The 17,074-nt window shown below is 67.6% G+C and carries 15 protein-coding genes and 1 tRNA gene; 5 read left to right on the forward strand and 11 right to left on the reverse strand.

All coding sequences use genetic code 11. From position 1 onward, the window contains the following. Position 1 precedes the first annotated feature (1 nt). From LH400_RS21270 to hutI, 6 genes are all read right to left on the reverse strand, one after another. On the reverse strand, positions 2–664 hold the full coding sequence (locus tag LH400_RS21270; RefSeq protein ID WP_229155346.1) for an amino acid ABC transporter permease: 663 nt from the start codon (positions 662–664) through the stop codon (positions 2–4). Continuing rightward, positions 664–1,311, reverse strand: coding sequence for an amino acid ABC transporter permease (locus LH400_RS21275; RefSeq protein ID WP_229155348.1), 648 nt, complete (start codon positions 1,309–1,311; stop codon positions 664–666). The genes LH400_RS21270 and LH400_RS21275 overlap by 1 nt, the downstream gene beginning before the upstream one ends. Before the next feature lie 60 nt (positions 1,312–1,371). Continuing rightward, positions 1,372–2,190, reverse strand: a complete 819-nt coding sequence (locus LH400_RS21280) for a transporter substrate-binding domain-containing protein (RefSeq protein WP_229155349.1) — start codon at positions 2,188–2,190, stop codon at positions 1,372–1,374. 78 nt (positions 2,191–2,268) lie between these two features. Continuing rightward, a complete protein-coding gene (gene hutU, locus LH400_RS21285; protein ID WP_229155351.1) occupies positions 2,269–3,948 on the reverse strand; it encodes a urocanate hydratase in 1,680 nt (559 codons plus the stop codon). Between the two features lie 118 nt (positions 3,949–4,066). Further along, the gene (hutH, locus tag LH400_RS21290) at positions 4,067–5,608 is read right to left on the reverse strand and encodes a histidine ammonia-lyase (protein WP_229155353.1); all 1,542 of its coding nucleotides are present in this window, start codon (positions 5,606–5,608) and stop codon (positions 4,067–4,069) included. Further along, positions 5,601–6,803 (reverse strand): imidazolonepropionase, encoded by a 1,203-nt coding sequence (gene hutI, locus LH400_RS21295; protein ID WP_229155355.1) that lies wholly within the window; start codon positions 6,801–6,803, stop codon positions 5,601–5,603. The genes hutH and hutI overlap by 8 nt, the downstream gene beginning before the upstream one ends. A gap of 133 nt (positions 6,804–6,936) precedes the next feature. On the opposite strand from hutI, the gene LH400_RS21300 reads away from it, so the two are divergent. Both LH400_RS21300 and hutC read left to right on the forward strand, forming a co-directional pair. Next, on the forward strand, positions 6,937–8,301 hold the full coding sequence (locus LH400_RS21300; RefSeq protein ID WP_229155357.1) for a formimidoylglutamate deiminase: 1,365 nt from the start codon (positions 6,937–6,939) through the stop codon (positions 8,299–8,301). Further along, the gene (gene hutC, locus LH400_RS21305) at positions 8,298–9,023 is read left to right on the forward strand and encodes a histidine utilization transcriptional repressor HutC (RefSeq protein WP_229155359.1); all 726 of its coding nucleotides are present in this window, start codon (positions 8,298–8,300) and stop codon (positions 9,021–9,023) included. The genes LH400_RS21300 and hutC overlap by 4 nt, the downstream gene beginning before the upstream one ends. Positions 9,024–9,587: 564 nt before the next feature. Here the strand turns inward: hutC and LH400_RS21310 are convergent. The 4 genes from LH400_RS21310 to LH400_RS21325 form a co-directional block, all read right to left on the reverse strand. Then, positions 9,588–9,953, reverse strand: coding sequence for an antibiotic biosynthesis monooxygenase family protein (locus LH400_RS21310; protein WP_229155361.1), 366 nt, complete (start codon positions 9,951–9,953; stop codon positions 9,588–9,590). Continuing rightward, positions 9,950–10,273, reverse strand: coding sequence for an NIPSNAP family protein (locus LH400_RS21315; RefSeq protein WP_229155363.1), 324 nt, complete (start codon positions 10,271–10,273; stop codon positions 9,950–9,952). Before LH400_RS21315 ends, LH400_RS21310 begins: the two co-directional genes overlap by 4 nt. Positions 10,274–10,991: 718 nt before the next feature. Next, complete coding sequence (locus tag LH400_RS21320) at positions 10,992–11,390, reverse strand: DUF6538 domain-containing protein (protein WP_370638447.1); 399 nt, start codon at positions 11,388–11,390, stop codon at positions 10,992–10,994. Positions 11,391–11,530: 140 nt separating this feature from the next. Beyond that, positions 11,531–11,604, reverse strand: a tRNA-Gln gene (locus tag LH400_RS21325). Between the two features lie 830 nt (positions 11,605–12,434). Here LH400_RS21325 and LH400_RS21330 point away from each other — a divergent pair. After that, complete coding sequence (locus tag LH400_RS21330; RefSeq protein WP_370638448.1) at positions 12,435–13,487, forward strand: Ppx/GppA phosphatase family protein; 1,053 nt, start codon at positions 12,435–12,437, stop codon at positions 13,485–13,487. Beyond that, on the forward strand, positions 13,484–14,218 hold the full coding sequence (locus LH400_RS21335; protein WP_229155368.1) for an RlmE family RNA methyltransferase: 735 nt from the start codon (positions 13,484–13,486) through the stop codon (positions 14,216–14,218). The genes LH400_RS21330 and LH400_RS21335 overlap by 4 nt, the downstream gene beginning before the upstream one ends. Positions 14,219–14,359: 141 nt before the next feature. Here LH400_RS21335 and LH400_RS21340 read toward each other — a convergent pair whose 3' ends face one another. Then, a complete protein-coding gene (locus tag LH400_RS21340; RefSeq protein ID WP_229155370.1) occupies positions 14,360–15,748 on the reverse strand; it encodes an MFS transporter in 1,389 nt (462 codons plus the stop codon). 520 nt (positions 15,749–16,268) lie between these two features. On the opposite strand from LH400_RS21340, the gene LH400_RS21345 reads away from it, so the two are divergent. Then, a complete protein-coding gene (locus LH400_RS21345; protein ID WP_229155372.1) occupies positions 16,269–17,024 on the forward strand; it encodes an MBL fold metallo-hydrolase in 756 nt (251 codons plus the stop codon). Positions 17,025–17,074: the final 50 nt, after the last annotated feature.

The following is a 17,074-nucleotide window of genomic DNA, read 5'->3' on the forward strand; positions in this document are numbered from 1 at the left end:
CTTACGGCCTTTCGATCAGGTGACGGGTGACGCCGGCCTCGATCCGGCGGCCGACATACGAGATGGCCTCGACCAGTCCCCAGAAGAACAGCGCCAGCACCAGGTTCGCCTCGACGAACCGGAAGGTCTCGGTCGACATGCGCTGCACCCGGTACATCAGCTCGGGCACCGTGATGATCGACAGGATGACGGTCTCCTTGGTCAGGATGATCGAGAAATTGACGAGGGCCGGGAGCGCGGAAACGAGGCTGAGCGGCAGGAGAATGCGGCGGATGATCGCCCATTCCGGCATCCCGATCGCCCGGGCCGCCTCGATCTGGCCGTACGGCACGGCGCGGAATCCGGAGCGGAAGATCTCCGCGAAATAGGGGCTGCCATAGACCGTCAGGCCGAGCAGGCCGGCCGGCAGCGCGTCCAGCCGCAGCCCGATCAGCGGGCCGCCGTAATAGAGCACGAAAAGCTGCACCAGGAAGGGCGTGCCGCGGATGACCTCGATATAGGCCTGCAGGATCCAGCGCAGCCAACGCGGCGCATAGCGCTGCAGAAGAGCGATCAGGAGGCCGAGGATCATGCCGAACAGGGTGCCGAGGAACCAGCACAGGACGGTGATGCCGAAGCCTCGCAGCAGCATGGGGCCGTATTGTTCAAAGATGCTCCAGTCCATCAGACGGCCGTCCTGGCTTCCAGGTAGCGCCCCAGCGCCGCTAGGCAGAGATTGATCACGAGGTAAAGGCAGGCCGCTGCGATGTAGACCTCGAGCGGGCGGAACGTGGTCGCGGCCTGCGCCTGGCTGGCGCGCGTGATCTCCAGGATGCCGACGACCGAGACGAGCGAGCTCGCCTTGACGAGGAGGATCAGCTCGTTGACCAGAGCGGGCAGCGACAGTGCAAAGGCCTGCGGCAGGATGATCCGCGTCCAGAGATCGCGCGGGTGCATGCCGATCGCCAACGCTGCCTCGGCCTGGCCCTTCGGCAGGGCGGCGATGGCACCGCGCCAGATTTCCGAAATGTAGGCGCTGGCGCAGATGCCGACGGAGATCACCGCGGCGGCGATCGCCGGAATGTTCACGCCGATTACCGGCAGGGTGTAGTAGAACACCAGCAGCTGCACCAGGAGCGGCACGCCGCGCAGGAAGCTGACCCAGACCGCGCCGAAGCCGCGGAGTGAGCGGTAGGGCGACAGCCGGGCAGCGCAGATCAGCGTGCCGATGACAAGGCCGAGCGCGATGCCCAGCAGCGATATCAGCAGCGTGTAGCGTGCCGCCCAGAGCAGCGGCTCGAAACTCTCGAGGAAAACGGCGACCGAAAACATGCGCGCCTTGCCTTGGCCCTTTCGAGGACGGGCGGGGTCAGGACCCCGTCCGTCGGCGACTCACTTGGTCGGAACTTCGCGGGGGAGCTCGGTGTAGCTGCCCAGCCACTTCTCCTGGATCGCCTTGACGCGGCCATCGTCGGTCATCTTCAGGAGTGCCGCGTCGATCGCCTTGGCGAGGCTGTCGCTGTTCTCTTCCTTGCGCAGCACCCAGGCGAAGTATTTCGGCTCGCCGAACTTCGCGGTCTCGAACATGGCGAAGGTTTCGGGCCGGGCCTTCACGAGATTGGTCAGGTTCGGCAGCGAGCCGGCGACGGCATCGAGACGACCGGCGGCAAGATCGGCATAGGCTTCGTCGGTGGTGCCGTATTCCTTGATCGTCACGCCGCCGATCTTCTCGCCGAAGGCCCTCAGCTGCTCGTACTGCGCGGTGCCCTGCTGGACGCCGACGGTCTTGTCCTTGATGTCCTCGGGCTTGGTCAGGTCGCTGTTGCCGGCGGCCTTGACCAGCGCGACGGTGGCGTCGGCGATCGGCAGCGTGAAGGTGTAGCGCTCCAGCCGTTCCGGCGTGATCGTCACCGGCGCGATGATGATGTCGAACTTGCCGACCTCGAGGCCCGGCAGCTCGGCAGTCCAGGGGATATCCTGATAGACCGGCTCGACTCCAAGCTCCTTGCTGACGCCGTCGAACAGGTCCTTGGTCATGCCCTCATAGGTGCCGTTGTTCAACATGTCGAAGGGCGCGTAGTGCATGTCCGTCGCGGTGACGATCTTGCCCGCCGCCTTGACGTCGGAGAGCTGGTCGGCCGCGGCCGGCCAGGCCAGGCCGATCACGGCCAGGCCGAGCAGCGCGGATTTCAGGGTTCTGGAAAACATCATGTCTTTCTCCTTGCTGGACTGGTTTCGCTTCTCGGCATTGCATCGCGTGCCCCAGTCGGCAACAGCGCGCGAAGCTTGTCACAAAATCCCGGGCAGGTTCAGCTGGTGTTCGCGGGCGCTGTCGATGGCGATCTGGTAGCCCGCATCGGCATGCCGCATGACGCCTGTGGCCGGGTCGTTCCAGAGAACGCGGGCAAGCCGCGCATCCGCATCTTGGCTGCCGTCGCAGCAGATCACCATCCCCGAATGCTGCGAAAAGCCCATGCCGACGCCGCCGCCGTGATGCAGCGACACCCAGGTCGCGCCGGACGCGGTGTTGAGGAGCGCGTTGAGCAGCGGCCAATCCGAGACGGCGTCGGAGCCGTCCTTCATCGCCTCGGTTTCGCGGTTGGGCGAGGCGACCGAGCCGGAATCGAGGTGGTCGCGGCCGATCACGACGGGCGCTTTCAGCTCGCCGTTGCGGACCATTTCGTTGATTGCGAGCCCGGCGCGGTGGCGGTCGCCGAGGCCGATCCACATGATGCGCGCCGGCAGGCCCTGGAACGCGATGCGCTCGCGCGCCATGTCGAGCCAGCGATGCAGGTGCTCGTTCTCCGGGAACAGCTCCTTCATCTTCGCGTCGGTCTTGTAGATGTCCTCCGGGTCGCCGGACAGCGCGGCCCAGCGGAACGGCCCGATGCCGCGGCAGAACAGCGGCCGGATATAGGCGGGGACGAAGCCGGGAAAGGCGAAGGCGTTCTCGAGCCCTTCGTCCTTGGCGACCTGACGGATGTTGTTGCCGTAGTCCAGCGTCGGCACCCCGGCGTTCCAGAAATCCACCATCGCGGCGACGTGCTGCTTCATGCTGGCGCGCGCAGCGACCTCGACGGCCTTCGGCTCGCTCTCCTGCCGGGCGCGCCACTCGGCCACGCTCCAGCCGAGCGGCAGGTAGCCGTGGATCGGGTCGTGCGCCGAGGTCTGGTCGGTGACGATGTCGGGGCGCGGCCCGCCCGCCTTCATGCGGCGCACCAGTTCCGGGAAGATCTCGGCCGCGTTGCCGATCAGCGCCACGGACTTCGCCTCGCCGGCCCTGGTCCAGCCGTCGATCATCGCCAGCGCCTCGTCGAGGCTGTGAGCCTTGGCGTCGCAGTAGCGGGTGCGGATGCGGAAATCGGCCCGCGTCTCGTCGCATTCGACGGCGAGGCAACAGGCCCCGGCCATGACCGCGGCAAGCGGCTGCGCGCCCCCCATGCCGCCAAGGCCGGCCGTCAGGATCCACCTGCCCTTGAGATCGCCGCCATAGTGCTTCCGCCCGGCCTCCGCAAAGGTCTCGTAGGTGCCCTGCACGATTCCTTGCGTGCCGATATAGATCCACGACCCGGCGGTCATCTGGCCGTACATCGCGAGCCCCTTGCGGTCGAGCTCGTTGAAATGGTCCCAGGTGGCCCAGTGCGGGACGAGGTTGGAGTTCGCGATCAGCACCCGCGGCGCATCCTTGTGGGTCCGGAACACGCCCACCGGCTTTCCGGACTGCACCAGCAGGGTCTCGTCGGCTTCGAGGGCGCGCAGGCTCTCGACGATGCGGTCGAAATCCGCCCAGGTCCGCGCGGCGCGGCCGATGCCGCCATAGACCACCAGCTCGTGCGGGTTCTCGGCGACGTCGGGATGCAGATTGTTCATCAGCATGCGCAGCGGCGCCTCGGTCAGCCAGCTCTTCGCGGTGATCTCGGTGCCGGTCGGAGGAAAGACGTCGCGGGTGTTGTGGCGTGGGTTGCTCACGGTTCGGTTCCTCGGGTCACGTCTGCCTGTTGCTGGAAGGGATGGTGCGCCGCGTGCGGTTCGAGCGCTGTATGGTGGTGAGCGGACAGCGTGGCCCTCGGAAGCGCGGGGGACCCGCTCAAGCCTGCACCTCGGCCAGCAGTGCCGGCGGCAGCGCCTCGAGGATGTTGCCGGAGCGCACCAGCGCGGCGGCTTCCGTCAGGTCGGGCGCCATGTAGCGGTCCTGTTCGAGCGGCAGGATCGACCGGCGCAGGCGCGCGATCACCGCCTGCAGCGGTGGGGAGGTCTTCAGCGGTTCGCGGAACTCGACGCCCGCGGCGGCGCACAGCATCTCGATGCCGACGATCTGGGCAAGATTGGCGTTCATGCGCTTCAGCCGGCGCGCACCGTGGGCGGCCATCGACACATGATCCTCCTGGTTGGCGGAGGTCGGGGTCGAGTCGGTCGAGCAGGGCGTCGCCAGGTGCTTGTTCTCGCTCATCAGCGCCGCCGAGGTGACCTCGGCGATCATCAGGCCGCTGTTGAGGCCGGGAGCGGGGGTGAGGAAGGGCGGCAGGTCGTGGTTGAGGGCGGGATCGACCATCAGCGCGATGCGCCGCTGCGAGATCGCGCCGATCTCGGCGATGGCGAGCGCGATCTGGTCGGCGGCAAACGCCACCGGCTCGGCATGGAAATTGCCGCCCGAGACGATCTCGCCGCTCTCGATCAGAACCAGCGGGTTGTCGGTCGCGGCGTTAGCCTCGATCTCCAGCGTGCGCCCCACCTGGGTCAGGAGGTCGATGCAGGCGCCGGTCACCTGCGGCTGGCAGCGGATGCAGTACGGGTCCTGCACGCGCGGATCGCCGACGCGGTGGCTCTCGCGGATCTCCGAGCCGTCCATCAGTTCGCGGGTCACCCTCGCGACGAGGATCTGACCGCGATGGCCGCGCAGCCGGTGGATCTCGTCGAGGAACGGCGCCGTCGAGCCCATGATCGCGTCGGTCGAGAGCGCCGCCGAGACCACGGCGTTGCGGGCCGCGCGGAAGGCGTCGAACAGGCCGGCGAGCGCGAACGCCGTCGAGACCTGCGTCCCGTTGATCAGCGCCAGCCCCTCCTTGGCGGCGAGCACCACCGGCTTCAGTCCTGCCGCGGCAAGCGCCTCGGCGCTCGCCATTTCTTGTCCCCGATAGTTGGCCCGCCCTTCGCCGAGCATCGTGGCGGCCATGTGGGCGAGCGGCGCGAGATCACCGGACGCACCGACCGAGCCCTGCGACGGGATGACCGGCAGCACGCCCTTTTCCAGCATCGCCTCGATCAGCGCGACGACCTCAGGCCGGATGCCGGAGGCGCCACGGCCAAGTGACAAGAGCTTCAGCGCCAGGATCAGCCGCACCGTCTCGGGCTCGACCGCTTCGCCGACGCCGCAGCAATGCGACAGGATCAGGTTGCGCTGCAGGGTGGCGGTGTCCTCGGGCCGGATCTTGATCGAGGCGAGCTTGCCGAAGCCGGTGTTGACCCCGTAGACCGGCTGGCCGCCGCCGGCGGCGGCCGCGATCCGGGCGGCGGACGCGGCGATCCCGGGGCGGGCGCTTTCGGCGAGCCGCGCGCTCAGCCCCTCGCGCCAGATGCGCTCCAGCTCGGCGAGGGTGACCTCGCCCGGGTTCAGGACGAGTTCAGACAAACTGGCCTCCGAAGATGCGAGCCCGCAGCGGGTTGAAGCCGATGCGGTAGGAAAGCTCGGCCGGGTGTCGCGCGTCCCAGACCGCAAGATCGGCACGGGCACCGGGCGAAAGAAGACCGCGGTCGGTAAGCCCGAGCGCGCGGGCGGCGTTGCGGGTCACCGCCCTCAGGCACTCGGCCGGGGTCAGGCGGAACAGGGTGGCGCCCATGTTCATGGCCAGGAGCAGCGAGGTGAGGGGCGCGGTTCCCGGATTGCAGTCGGTCGCAAGCGCGATCGGCACGCCCGCATGGCGCAGCGCCGCGACCGGCGGAAGCTGCGTCTCGCGCAGCGTGTAGAATGCGCCCGGCAGAAGCACAGCGACGGTGCCGGCGTCTGCCATCGCCGCGATGCCGTCCGCGCCGAGATATTCGAGGTGGTCGGCCGAGAGCGCGCCGTGCTTGGCCGCCATGGCCGCGCCGCCGAGGTCGGACAGCTGCTCGGCATGCAGCCGGAGCGGCAGGCCCAGACGCTTGGCGTGCTCGAAGATGCGCGCCATCTCCTCTGCTGAAAAGGCGATGCCCTCGCAGAAGCCGTCGACGGCGTCGATCAGCCCTTCGGCATGGCCGCGCTCCATGCCGGCGAGCACCACCTGGTCGATATAGCCGGGGCGGTCGCCCGCGAACTCCGGCGGCAGCGCATGGGCGGCGAGCCAGGTGGTGACGACATGCACCGGGCGCAGCCCGCCGATTCGGCGCGCGACGCGCAGCATCTTCAGTTCCGACTCGATGTCGAGCCCGTAGCCCGACTTGATCTCCAGCGTGGTGACGCCTTCGGACAGGAGCGTGTCGACGCGTGGCAGCGCCGATGCGAGCAGCTCGTCCTCGCTCGCCTCGCGGGTGTTGCGGACGCTGGACAGGATGCCGCCGCCGGCCCGGGCAATCGCCTCGTAGCTCGCGCCCTCCAGCCGCATCTCGAACTCGCGGGCGCGGTCGCCGCCATGGACGATGTGGGTATGGCAGTCGATCAGTCCCGGCGTCACCAGCCGCCGGCCGAGGTCGTGCGTCACGCCAGTGGCATAGGCGGCGGGCAGGTCCGCCTCGGCGCCGACGAAGGCGATCCGGTCGCCGTCGGTCGCGACCGCGGCGTGCTCGACCAGCCGGTAGCCGGGCGTTTCGTCGTCGACGACCGCGATCGTGGCGTTGCTGAAAACCTGCATCTGGCACGCGCTCCGGTGGCCTGTCCGCTGATAAGCGTAAACATAAGAGCCTCGTTATGTCTAAACATAATTTTCGGTTATGATATCGACGATGCGGACCGGCTCCGCATCGCATGTCGGGAGCGCGAAAACGATGACGACGATCTGGGCGGAACGGGCCTTGCTGCCGGACGGCTGGGCAGAGGCTGTCGGCATCGAAGTCGGCGCGGATGGCCGGATTGCCCGCGTCGAGGCCGGCGCGGCGCCGTCGGGGGACCGATACGATCTGGTCCTGCCGGCGATGGCAAACCTGCATTCGCACGCCTTCCAGCGGGCCATGGCCGGGCTGTCGGAGGCCCGTGGGCCCGAGCCGCGCGACACCTTCTGGACCTGGCGCCAGATCATGTACCGATTCCTCGACCATCTGACCCCGGCGGACGTCGAGGCGATTGCCGCGCTGGTGCAGATGGAGATGCTGGAGGCGGGATTTGCCACCAATGTCGAGTTCCACTACCTGCACCATCAGCCGGGGGGAACGCGCTACGACAACGTTGGCGAACTCTCCGAGCGCATCGCCGCCGCCGCGGCGCGGACGGGCATCGGCCTGACCCTCCTGCCGGTGCACTACCAGTTCGGCGGCGTCGACCGGCGGCCGCTGGGGCCCGGCCAGCAGCGCTTCGGAACGACGCCGGACGACTTCGCGGTTCTGCTCGACGGCGCCGAAGCGGCGCTGCGCCATCTGCCGGCCGATGCCGGGATCGGGGTCGCGCCGCATTCGCTGCGCGCCGTCAGCCCCGAGGCGCTGGCGCTGTGCGAGACCCTGCGGCCGGACCGCCCGCTGCACATGCATCTCGCCGAGCAGATCCCGGAGGTCGAGGAAGTCGAAGCCGCCTACGGCCGCCGCCCGGTCGAGTGGCTCCTCGACAACCACGCCCCGGACCGCCGCTGGACGCTGATCCACCTCACCCACATGAGCGAAGACGAGACGCGCCGCCTGGCGGCGACCGGCGCGGTCGCCGGCCTTTGCCCGATCACCGAGTCGAGCCTTGGCGACGGGATCTTCAACGGCACGATCTGGCGGGGCGCCGGCGGGCGGCTCGGCTTCGGCTCGGACAGCAACATCCGCATCTCGCTGATCGAGGAATTGCGCACGCTCGAATACAGCCAGCGCCTGCGCGAAACCGCCCGCGCGGTCCTCGCCGAGCCGGGGCGCTCCACCGGCCGTGTGCTCTACGAGGCCGGCCTCGATGCCGGCGCGACGGCGGCAGGCCGCGACACCGGCGCCATCGCCGCCGGCCGCTGGGCGGATCTCTGCGCCCTCTCCCTGAACAACCCGGTCCTCCACGGCCGCAAGGGCGACGAGCTGCTCGACAGCCTGGTCTTTGCCGGCGGCGAGGGTCTCGTGCGCGACGTCTGGGCCGCGGGCCGGCATGTCGTGCGCGGCGGCCGGCACGAGCAGCATGAGCGGATCACCGCCGACTATCTCTCCTGCATCGCCGGGCTGCAGGAGCGGATGTGACCGCGAGGCCCGCCGGCCCGGCGTCTTCGAAGGCGCTGACCATCGCCAACGAGGTACGCCGGCGCATCGTCGAGCGGCAATGGCGGCAGGGCGACCGCATTCCGGACGAGGCCGATCTCGCGATCGAGTTCGAGGCGGCGCGCGCTACCGTCAACAAGGCGCTGCAGCTTCTCGCCGACGAAGGCCTGCTGGACCGTCGGCGCCGGCGCGGCACGCGCGTCGCGATCGACCCGATCCGCAAGGCGACCGTCACGATCTCGGTGGTGCGCGAGCAGGTCGAGCAGGCGGGCATGGCCTACAGCTACCGCGTCGTGGCGCAGCGCCGCAGCCCCGTGCCGGCGGAGATCGCCGTACGACTCGGCCTGCCGGAAGGCGAGATCCTGGTCCATATGCGGGCGATCCACTATGGCGACGGCCGGCCGTTCCAGGTCGAGGACCGCTGGATCAACCCTCGCGCGGCGCCGGGACTGGAGGCCGTCGATATCTGGCAGATGAACGCCAATGAGTGGCTGGTGCGCAACGTCCCCTTTCTGCGCGCCGAGCTGACCTTTTCGGCTGAGAACGCCGACCGGCGCGACGCCCGGCTCCTGCAGACGCAGGCCGGCCAGGCCCTGCTCGTCATGCACCGGACGACCTGGAACGATCTCGGGCCGGTGACCACCGTCCGGCTGACCTTCCGCCCCGGCCACCGCTTCGGCACGGGAGACGGCCGCGGCCCGTGAAACGTCCCCGCAGACGAACCGGGACCACAGCCGCGAGGCAGCGGAAACCAGGGCGGAAACCGGGACGGGGAGCGGGCGGCATTTGGGCAGCATCGGCCGTCGAGCAAGGCCCGCGCAGCGAGGCGATGGCGCGAGAGATTTCGGTACGGGGTCCGGCGAGGAACCAGTGCCTCTTATTCGAGACGCTTGCGGACGACGGCGAGGCCGCGGCCACTCATCGCGTCCGAGACCACGGCGGCGGCGGAGTTGGTATTCATCCCTGGCTCCGTGGGGAGCCCTGCGGGCCAGGCTTGTTCCAGCCAGTCGCCCCAGGCCGGGAAGTCGCCGCCCGGATGCGACGCCGTGTCGTAAATCAGGGGCTGTCCTGCTAGCAAGTCTCGGGAAACGGCTCGACCAAGTGCGGGAAGCTTGGAGGCGGGCGGCGATGATCTCCTCGTCCATGACCAGTGTAGACTGCACGCCCGGTCAGGAGCCGAGCCCCCGGCCACCATTTTAGTCCCGGCGGGATCGCGGCCGCAGCCAAGGCTGCCCACGCCGTGAGCAGCGGCGGAAAGATGGCGCCAGTCATACCGCATCCTCGGCCGCGCGATCGTGGTGCGCTCGCGAGTCCGGTGGGGCCTGGTCGCGTGCCGTCATGCCGTAATCGCGTTCCACCTTGGCCACCCGAAGACGATAATCGCGGAAGACCTCCTCCCTGCCAGCGCTCTGCGCCGCCCGGTGTTTTTCAAGTCTTCGCCACGCGAGGATGGCGGCCTCGTCCTGCCAGAACGACAACGAAAGGATCCGATCCGGATCGGCCAAGGACTGGAAACGCTCGATGGAGACGAACCCGTCTATGTCGTCCAGCAACGGCCGCAGATTGGCGGCGATGGCGAGATAATCGTCACGTCGACCATCTGCAGACTCAACCTCGAAGATGACGGCGATCATGACACGCAGTCATCCAATGTCACAGGCTCGAGGAAGGTGCGCTCTTCGGAGAGGATGAACCGCTTCTCCTGTGCCATGCGGAACTTGCCCGCGCCGCCGTCCTCCGCCCGAAGCCGCTCACGGCAAGCTTCGTATTCCGCAAGCGACGGGAACGAGATCATCGCGATCGCGATGTCGTTCGTCCCCTCGAGGGGCAGCCAGTAACCGTGAAGGTCGCCCCCACAGGTCGGGATGATGGTCAGCCAGTTCCGTGCGTATCCGGTGAACGTGTCGCGCTGGAACGGATCGATTTGATAGCGGATGCAGCAGGTGATCGTCATGGGATCTCCAATCTGTGAATGCGCCTTCTGTAACCGTCCGTAGAAGGTCGATGCTTCGGCCCGGATCGAAGTATCAACGCTCTGCATCGTGCTAGAAAGGACGTGACCCCGAGGGAGAACCGTCACGCGCAGTGGACAGACATTGCTCCGGTCGCCGCCCTTGTCGGCGATCCCGCGCGTGCGGGCATGCCGCCGGTGCTGATGGACGGGCGGCCCTGACGGCTGGGGAACTGGCGCTGGAAGCGGGGAGACGGCAAAGACCACCTTGGGCGATCTCACGAAGATGGAAGAGGCAAGTCTTCTGGCGCGGCGCAAGGAGGGTCGCTACCGCTGCGTGAGATTGGCGCGAGATGAGGTAGGCCGGATGTTGGAGCAAGGATGGGCGTTGCGGCCGCCTCGGGGTGGCCGAGCTGACCTCGATCCACGCTGGTGGCTTGGCGCCTTCTGCTTTTACGTGGTTCGGAAATCCGCCGAGATTTCCGAGATGCTTCCGGATCGTCTGCGGCGACAGGCCCGCGGATGGCGATGACTGGCCGCCGCGATCGCATCGGTGACGCGCCGAGCCCAGGCGAGGCGGAATTCCTGGAAGCCAAGGGAAGAGAGATGGCTGCTCTGGCCGTAGGGCCTTCATCGGGATCGGCGTCTCGAAGGCGATCCTGCAGCTGGCGGTCGAAGAGCGAAGACCGGCGATATCGCTGTTCCTGCCGGAATGTCTTGATCACGAAGGGGAGCCGGTCCGCGAGCACGCCGAGACGAGTCGATAGGCCCAGCCGACGTCCCGATCTGCAACGCGGTGATCTTCTCGCGGTGATCCGAGGCACCGGCCAGCAACCGCGAAGGCTTCAAGTTCCGTTGATGCGCGCGAGATTTCATCTCGAAAGATCACGGTGAACTGTTCGAGGTTCCACGCTTCCTGCATCACCCTGGACCGAAGGCCTTCCAACCGCGCATTCAACTGCAAGGCCAACCACTTGGCACGGGCATTGTCGGTGATTCGCAGGCTGAGAGAAAGGTGTTTCTTGCGGCCGCTGCCGCGCATACCGGTCGGCAGTCTCGGCCGCCAATAGTAGACGTTGCCTCGCCGAACGAGGTTGGAAATTCGATGCCTTACAGCCATTGCCTGTGTGCGCCTTCGCGAGGGCAGAGGCTTGTGCCTCAGCCCTGTGCCTCAGTTTGGTGCATCAAACCGGGCATTGGCAGCGAAAGGATTCCCAGCGGGAGGGAATCAGCCAGCAAAATCAATGATCGTAGACGGGTTGGCTGGGGAACCTGGATTCGAACCAGGACTAACGGAGTCAGAGTCCGTGGGTCTACCGTTAACCTATTCCCCAGTGCCGGGCCGGGCGACGTGCGCTCTTGGCCGGACGGGGCTTCATATAGCGGCAGATGTCGGACGTGTGAACCCTTCCAGGAGGATTTTTTCGGCCGGGCGGATGCTGCGGGCGGGTGGCGTGGGCGTCGCTAGTGGTCGGCCCGCGCGAGACTCGCCTCTCGCGGAAGGCGGCTCAACGGCAGGGCGCCGCCGCCCGTCGTGCCGCCCGGGCTCCTCGAAGGCGCGGCGGGCTTGTCGGGGAATGGCCGCGGCAGGGCGGCCTTGTGCTCCTTATGCGGACTGTTACACTCGCGTTCAAAGAGCAACGAGTGGTGCCGCGCAGGTTGCTGCCGACGGCGCCGGAGAGATCGTGTGAGTGACTATGACATCGATGGGAGAACCCGGCCGCCGTCGCATCTGACCCGTGAGGCCCAGGCCAAGCCGCGGACTCGCCCATGGCCGCGGCAGGAAGACACGAAGGCAGCGAACATGCGCCCGAACGGGCCGTCGGGCCCGGGAGCCGGGACGGGAGCCGCGGAACAGGGAGCGGGAAGCGGGAACCGGTCGTCACAGGCCGAATCGGCCGATCAGGCTCAGCATCTGACAAAGCGGCAGCGCCGACGGCGGCGCCGGCGCTCCGGAACGCCGAAGGATGCAGAGACGGGCCACGGCGCCGGCCAGGCGACGCGAGGCAGTGCCGATCCGGCGAAGCCGTCGGCCGCACTGGCAAGCCCGCGTGGGACGCGCAAGGCCAAGCGTGCCGGGGACGGCAAGGATCGGGCACAACGCTCGGTGCAGCCGGTCGCCGCCATCTCCGCTGCGGCGACGCCGGAGCGGCGCGGCTCTGACATGTCGAGGAGCAGCGCGGCATCCGGCACCACCGCGCCCGACCGCCCGCCGGTCTATGCGGCGCTGGATCTCGGCACCAACAACTGCCGGCTCCTGATCGCGATCCCGACCCGGCCGGGGCAGTTTCGCGTGATCGACGCGTTTTCACGGATCGTCCGTCTCGGTGAGGGGCTGGGGCGCACCGGGAGCCTGTCTCGAGGGGCGATGGACCGGGCGATCGCGGCATTGGCGATCTGCGCCCAGAAGCTTTCGGCCCGTGACGTCACCCAGGCCCGACTGATCGCCACCGAGGCCTGCCGCTCGGCTGCCAACGGAGCGGAATTCATCGAAGAGGTGAGCGAGGCGACCGGCCTCAACCTCGAAATCGTCAACCGCGAGACCGAAGCGCGCCTGGCCGTTTCGGGCTGCGGTTCGCTGATCGACAAGGATGCGAAAGGGGCTGTGCTGTTCGATATCGGCGGCGGATCCTCGGAGATCGCGCTGCTCGATCTGCGCGGGCCCCGCACCCGCAGGCTGGCGAGCCGGATCGTGGCCTGGACCTCGCTTCCGGTCGGCGTGGTGACGCTCGCCGAACGGCACGGCGGCCGCGAGGTGACGCCCCAGATCTTCGCCACGATGGTGGCGGAGACCGTTGAGATGATCGAGCGCTTTCCCGGCCGCGACCGGCTGGGCGCGCTCGTGGGAAGCGACCGGTTCCATCTTCTCGGCACGTCCGGCACGGTCACCACGCTTGCCGGCGTCCATCTCGAGCTCGAGCGCTACGATCGCCGCCAGGTCGACGGCCTGTGGCTCACCGACCGCGAGGCCGACGATCTCGTCGCCAAGATCGCCGGGTGGAGTTTCGAGGAGCGCGTCGCCAATCCCTGCATCGGCAGCGACCGGGCCGACCTCGTGCTCGCCGGCTGCGCGATCCTGCAGGCGATCCGGCTTGTCTGGCCCGCGCCGACGCTGCGGGTCGCCGATCGCGGCCTTCGGGAAGGACTTTTGACCGAGATGATGGTGGCCGACGGAGCCTGGCGCCGCAACGGCCCTGATGGACGTGATACGCGATGAGTGGTGGACGCGGGGACGACCGGGGCCTGACCGTCCGGGTGAAGAAGAAGCGTGGCATCAAGGCGTCGTCGCGGCGCTGGCTCGAGCGCCAGCTGAACGACCCCTATGTGCGCCGGGCGAAGGCCGACGGCTATAGGTCCCGCGCAGCCTACAAGCTGACCGAGATCGACGACCGCTATAAGCTCCTGAAGCCGGGCCAGCGAATCGTCGACCTCGGCGCGGCGCCCGGCGGCTGGTGCCAGGTGGCGGTCGAGCGCACCGGCTCGTCGCAGGACGACATCCGCGTCGTCGGCATCGACTATCTGGCGGTCGAACCGGTCGCCGGCTCGACGATCCTGGAGATGGATTTCCTCGACGAGGGCGCGCCCGAACGGCTGATCGAGACGCTGGGCGGCACCCCGGACATCGTCCTGTCGGACATGGCCGCGCCCACGACCGGCCACCGCCGCACGGACCACCTCAGGACCATGCATCTCTGCGAGGTCGCGGCGGATTTCGCGGTGAAGACGCTGAAGCCCGGCGGCCACTTCCTCTGCAAGACCTTCCAGGGCGGGACGGAAAACGACCTTCTCACGCTCCTGAAGAAGAACTTCACCAGCGTCCACCACGTCAAGCCGCCGGCCTCGCGCGACGGATCGGTGGAGCTCTATCTCCTGGCGAAGAGCTTTCGCGGCAGCCGCGCCGATGCGGACGGTGAAACCGAGGGCGAGGAGCCCGGGCCGCTCGGCTGAGGAGCCTGTCTTGCCTCATGCCAGGAGGCATTGGAAATGACTCCTGGTTCCGGATCCCGATTTTCGTCAATCCTTTGACTTGGCGTCGAAAATCAGGATGCATGCAGCGGGCGGATGCGTCAGCATCCTCGCCCGCCGGTATCATTCGGCCGGGACCCGCCGGCCCGCGACCTCATCGCCGGCATCGGCCTGAAGCCGCAGGAAGACGAATGTCGCCGTGGTCATGACCGCGCCGACGACGAAGAAGGCGACCGAGAAATCGGCGACACCGACATCCGCGCGCCCGCCCAGCGTCATCGCCACTTCGAGCACCGCACCGGCCAGCGCGACGCCCATCGCCACCGACACCTGTTGAACCGCGGCGAGCATGGCCGTCGCGTCGCCGGCCCGCTTGTTCGGCACGTCGGCAAAGGCGAGGGCGTTGATCGAGGTGAAGAACATCGACCGGAAGAAGCCGCCGACGAGGAGCATGGCGAGCACCAGCGGCACCGGCGTGTCGGGACGCGCGAAGCCGATGGCCATGGTGAGAATGCCGCCGAATATGGCGGCGCCGACCATGGTGGCCCGGAAGCCGAAGCGGTGGAGGAGGGGTTTTGCCAGGAACTTCATCGCGATCGCCCCGCCGATGGAGACGCAGGTGATGAGGCCCGACTGGAACGGCGTGTACCCGAAGCCGAGCTGCAGCATCAAAGGCAGAAGGAAGGGCACTGCCCCGGAGCCGACCCGAAAGAAGATGCCGCCGATGAGCGCTGCCCTCAGTGTCGGGATCGACAGCATGGAGAGCCGCAGCACCGGCTCTTCGGTGCGGCGGGCATGGCGGATGAAGACGAGGGAGGCTGCGAAGCCCGATATAGCCATGATCACGCCGATGATCGGCGGCAGCGCCGGCAGCGAGACCACAGAGAAGCCGAACACGAGGCCCGCGCAGGCAAAGCCGGACAGGAGGAAACCCGGGATGTCGAATCGGATGCCCTCGACCTTCGCCACGCTCGGCAGAAAGCGAGTGGCGAGCAGTATGCCGACGATTCCGATCGGCAGGTTGATCAGGAAGATCCAGCGCCAGTCGGCATAGGTGGTGATGAACCCGCCGACCGGCGGTCCGACAAGCGGGCCGATGAGGGCGGGAATCGAGAACCAGGCCATCGCGTTGACCAGTTCGGCCTTCGGCGCCGAGCGCACGAGAAGCAGGCGCCCGACCGGCGTCATCATCGCCCCGCCCATTCCCTGCAGGAAGCGGGCGGCGACGAAGCCCTCCAGGGAACTTGCAATCGAACAGGCGAGCGATCCGGCGATGAACACCGCGATGGCGAGGCGGAAGACGAATTTCGCGCCCCAGCGGTCGGCGATCCGTCCGGAGATCGGGATGAAGATCGCCAGCGAGACGTAATAGCTGGTCAGGGCGAGCTTGAGCGCGATGGGGCTCGTCCCGATGTCGCGGGCGATCGCCGGCAAGGACGTGGCGATAACGGTCGAGTCCATGTTCTCCATGAACAGGGCCACGGCGAGCACGATCGGAACGATGCGTTTCACGGGATGAAGCGACCTTGAACGAATCCGCACGGTAAGGGGAGCTTAGGACCGGCGATGCGGGATGCGAATTAGGCTGTCAATGCAAGAATGCGAGACCTGTCGCAAGCAATGGGGTCAACTTGCCGTGTCGGACGCTTGCCGCGGCGCCAAGCCCGTCCAACTGCCGCACGTCACCTGCGGCCGCGCCTGGCCGCTCGCCTTCCGACAAAGGAGACGAGGGATCGTCATGACCGAAACGCTTCGTAACGCCATAAGTGGCCTGACCCGCCGCAACACCTTGAAACTCGGCCTTGCCGGCAGTGTCGCGGCGGCTGGCTCGAGCCTCTTCACTCCCGCCGCGAAAGCGGCCGGCACGGAGCGCAGTCTTGACGCGGAGGCCGCCATCGAGCGGGCTCAGGCGATGCAGCCGGGATGGCACAGGGTCACGCTGGGCGACGCACGCATCACGATGATCCTCGACGGCGAACGGGCCGGAGACGGTCCTTATCCGACCTTCGGCGCCGACCAGAGCCAGGAGCGGATGGCCGAGCTGATGCGGGCGAATTTCCTGCCGGAAATGCGGTATGTGAATGGGTTCACGCCGACGCTGATCGAGCTCGATGACAATCTAATTCTGGTTGACACCGGCTTTGGAGAAAACGGCCGCGCAGACGGGCGAGGGCGGCTCGTCGAGCGCATGGCAGCCGCCGGCTACGGGCCCGACGACGTGACCATCGTGGCGCTCACGCATTTCCACGGTGACCATATCCAGGGCCTGATGACGGTGGGGCAGCCGACCTTCCCGAATGCTCGCTATGTCGCCGGCCAGAAGGAATGGGAGTGGTGGACTTCCGAGGAAGCGAAGGCCGGCGAGCGAGCCGGCAACGCGAAACTGGTGGAACAGCTCGTCGTCCCGCTGAAAGACAAGATGACCCTTCTCGCGGATGGAGACACCGCGGCCACCGGCATGACGGCAATGGAGGCGTTCGGCCACACGCCCGGCCACATGATCTTCGAGGTGACGTCCGGCGGACAGCGGTTGTGGATGACCGGCGACACCGCCAACCATTTCGTCGCCTCGCTGCAGAAGCCGGAATGGAACGTCGCCTTTGATCAGGATAACGCGATGGCCGCGCAAACCCGCAAGCGCGTCTTCGACCGGATCGCTTCGGACCGAATCCCCTTCATCGGCTACCATATGCCCTTTCCGGCAATCGGCTATGCTGAACGATTGGAGGGCGGCGGCTATCGCTTCCTCCCGGAAACCTATCAGCTGGCCGTCTCGGGCGAGATGTAGGTCCCGGGAACGGTCGGCGCGGATCGGAAGACCGGGGCAAACTTTCCCGC

The sequence above is a fragment of the Jiella soli genome (genome assembly GCF_020615385.1).
Classification (GTDB): domain Bacteria; phylum Pseudomonadota; class Alphaproteobacteria; order Rhizobiales; family Rhizobiaceae; genus VKMB-3413.

Bases quoted from the DNA above. Each gene is read 5' to 3' on its own strand.
- LH400_RS21270 (WP_229155346.1), bottom strand. From the start codon at position 664: ATGGACTGGAGCATCTTTGAACAATACGGCCCCATGCTGCTGCGAGGC.
- LH400_RS21275 (WP_229155348.1), bottom strand. From the start codon at position 1,311: ATGTTTTCGGTCGCCGTTTTCCTCGAGAGTTTCGAGCCGCTGCTCTGG.
- LH400_RS21280 (WP_229155349.1), bottom strand. From the start codon at position 2,190: ATGATGTTTTCCAGAACCCTGAAATCCGCGCTGCTCGGCCTGGCCGTG.
- hutI (WP_229155355.1), bottom strand. From the start codon at position 6,803: ATGCAGGTTTTCAGCAACGCCACGATCGCGGTCGTCGACGACGAAACG.
- LH400_RS21300 (WP_229155357.1), top strand. From the start codon at position 6,937: ATGACGACGATCTGGGCGGAACGGGCCTTGCTGCCGGACGGCTGGGCA.
- LH400_RS21310 (WP_229155361.1), bottom strand. From the start codon at position 9,953: ATGATCGCCGTCATCTTCGAGGTTGAGTCTGCAGATGGTCGACGTGAC.
- LH400_RS21315 (WP_229155363.1), bottom strand. From the start codon at position 10,273: ATGACGATCACCTGCTGCATCCGCTATCAAATCGATCCGTTCCAGCGC.
- LH400_RS21320 (WP_370638447.1), bottom strand. From the start codon at position 11,390: ATGGCTGTAAGGCATCGAATTTCCAACCTCGTTCGGCGAGGCAACGTC.
- LH400_RS21330 (WP_370638448.1), top strand. From the start codon at position 12,435: ATGTCGAGGAGCAGCGCGGCATCCGGCACCACCGCGCCCGACCGCCCG.
- LH400_RS21335 (WP_229155368.1), top strand. From the start codon at position 13,484: ATGAGTGGTGGACGCGGGGACGACCGGGGCCTGACCGTCCGGGTGAAG.
- LH400_RS21345 (WP_229155372.1), top strand. From the start codon at position 16,269: ATGGCCGAGCTGATGCGGGCGAATTTCCTGCCGGAAATGCGGTATGTG.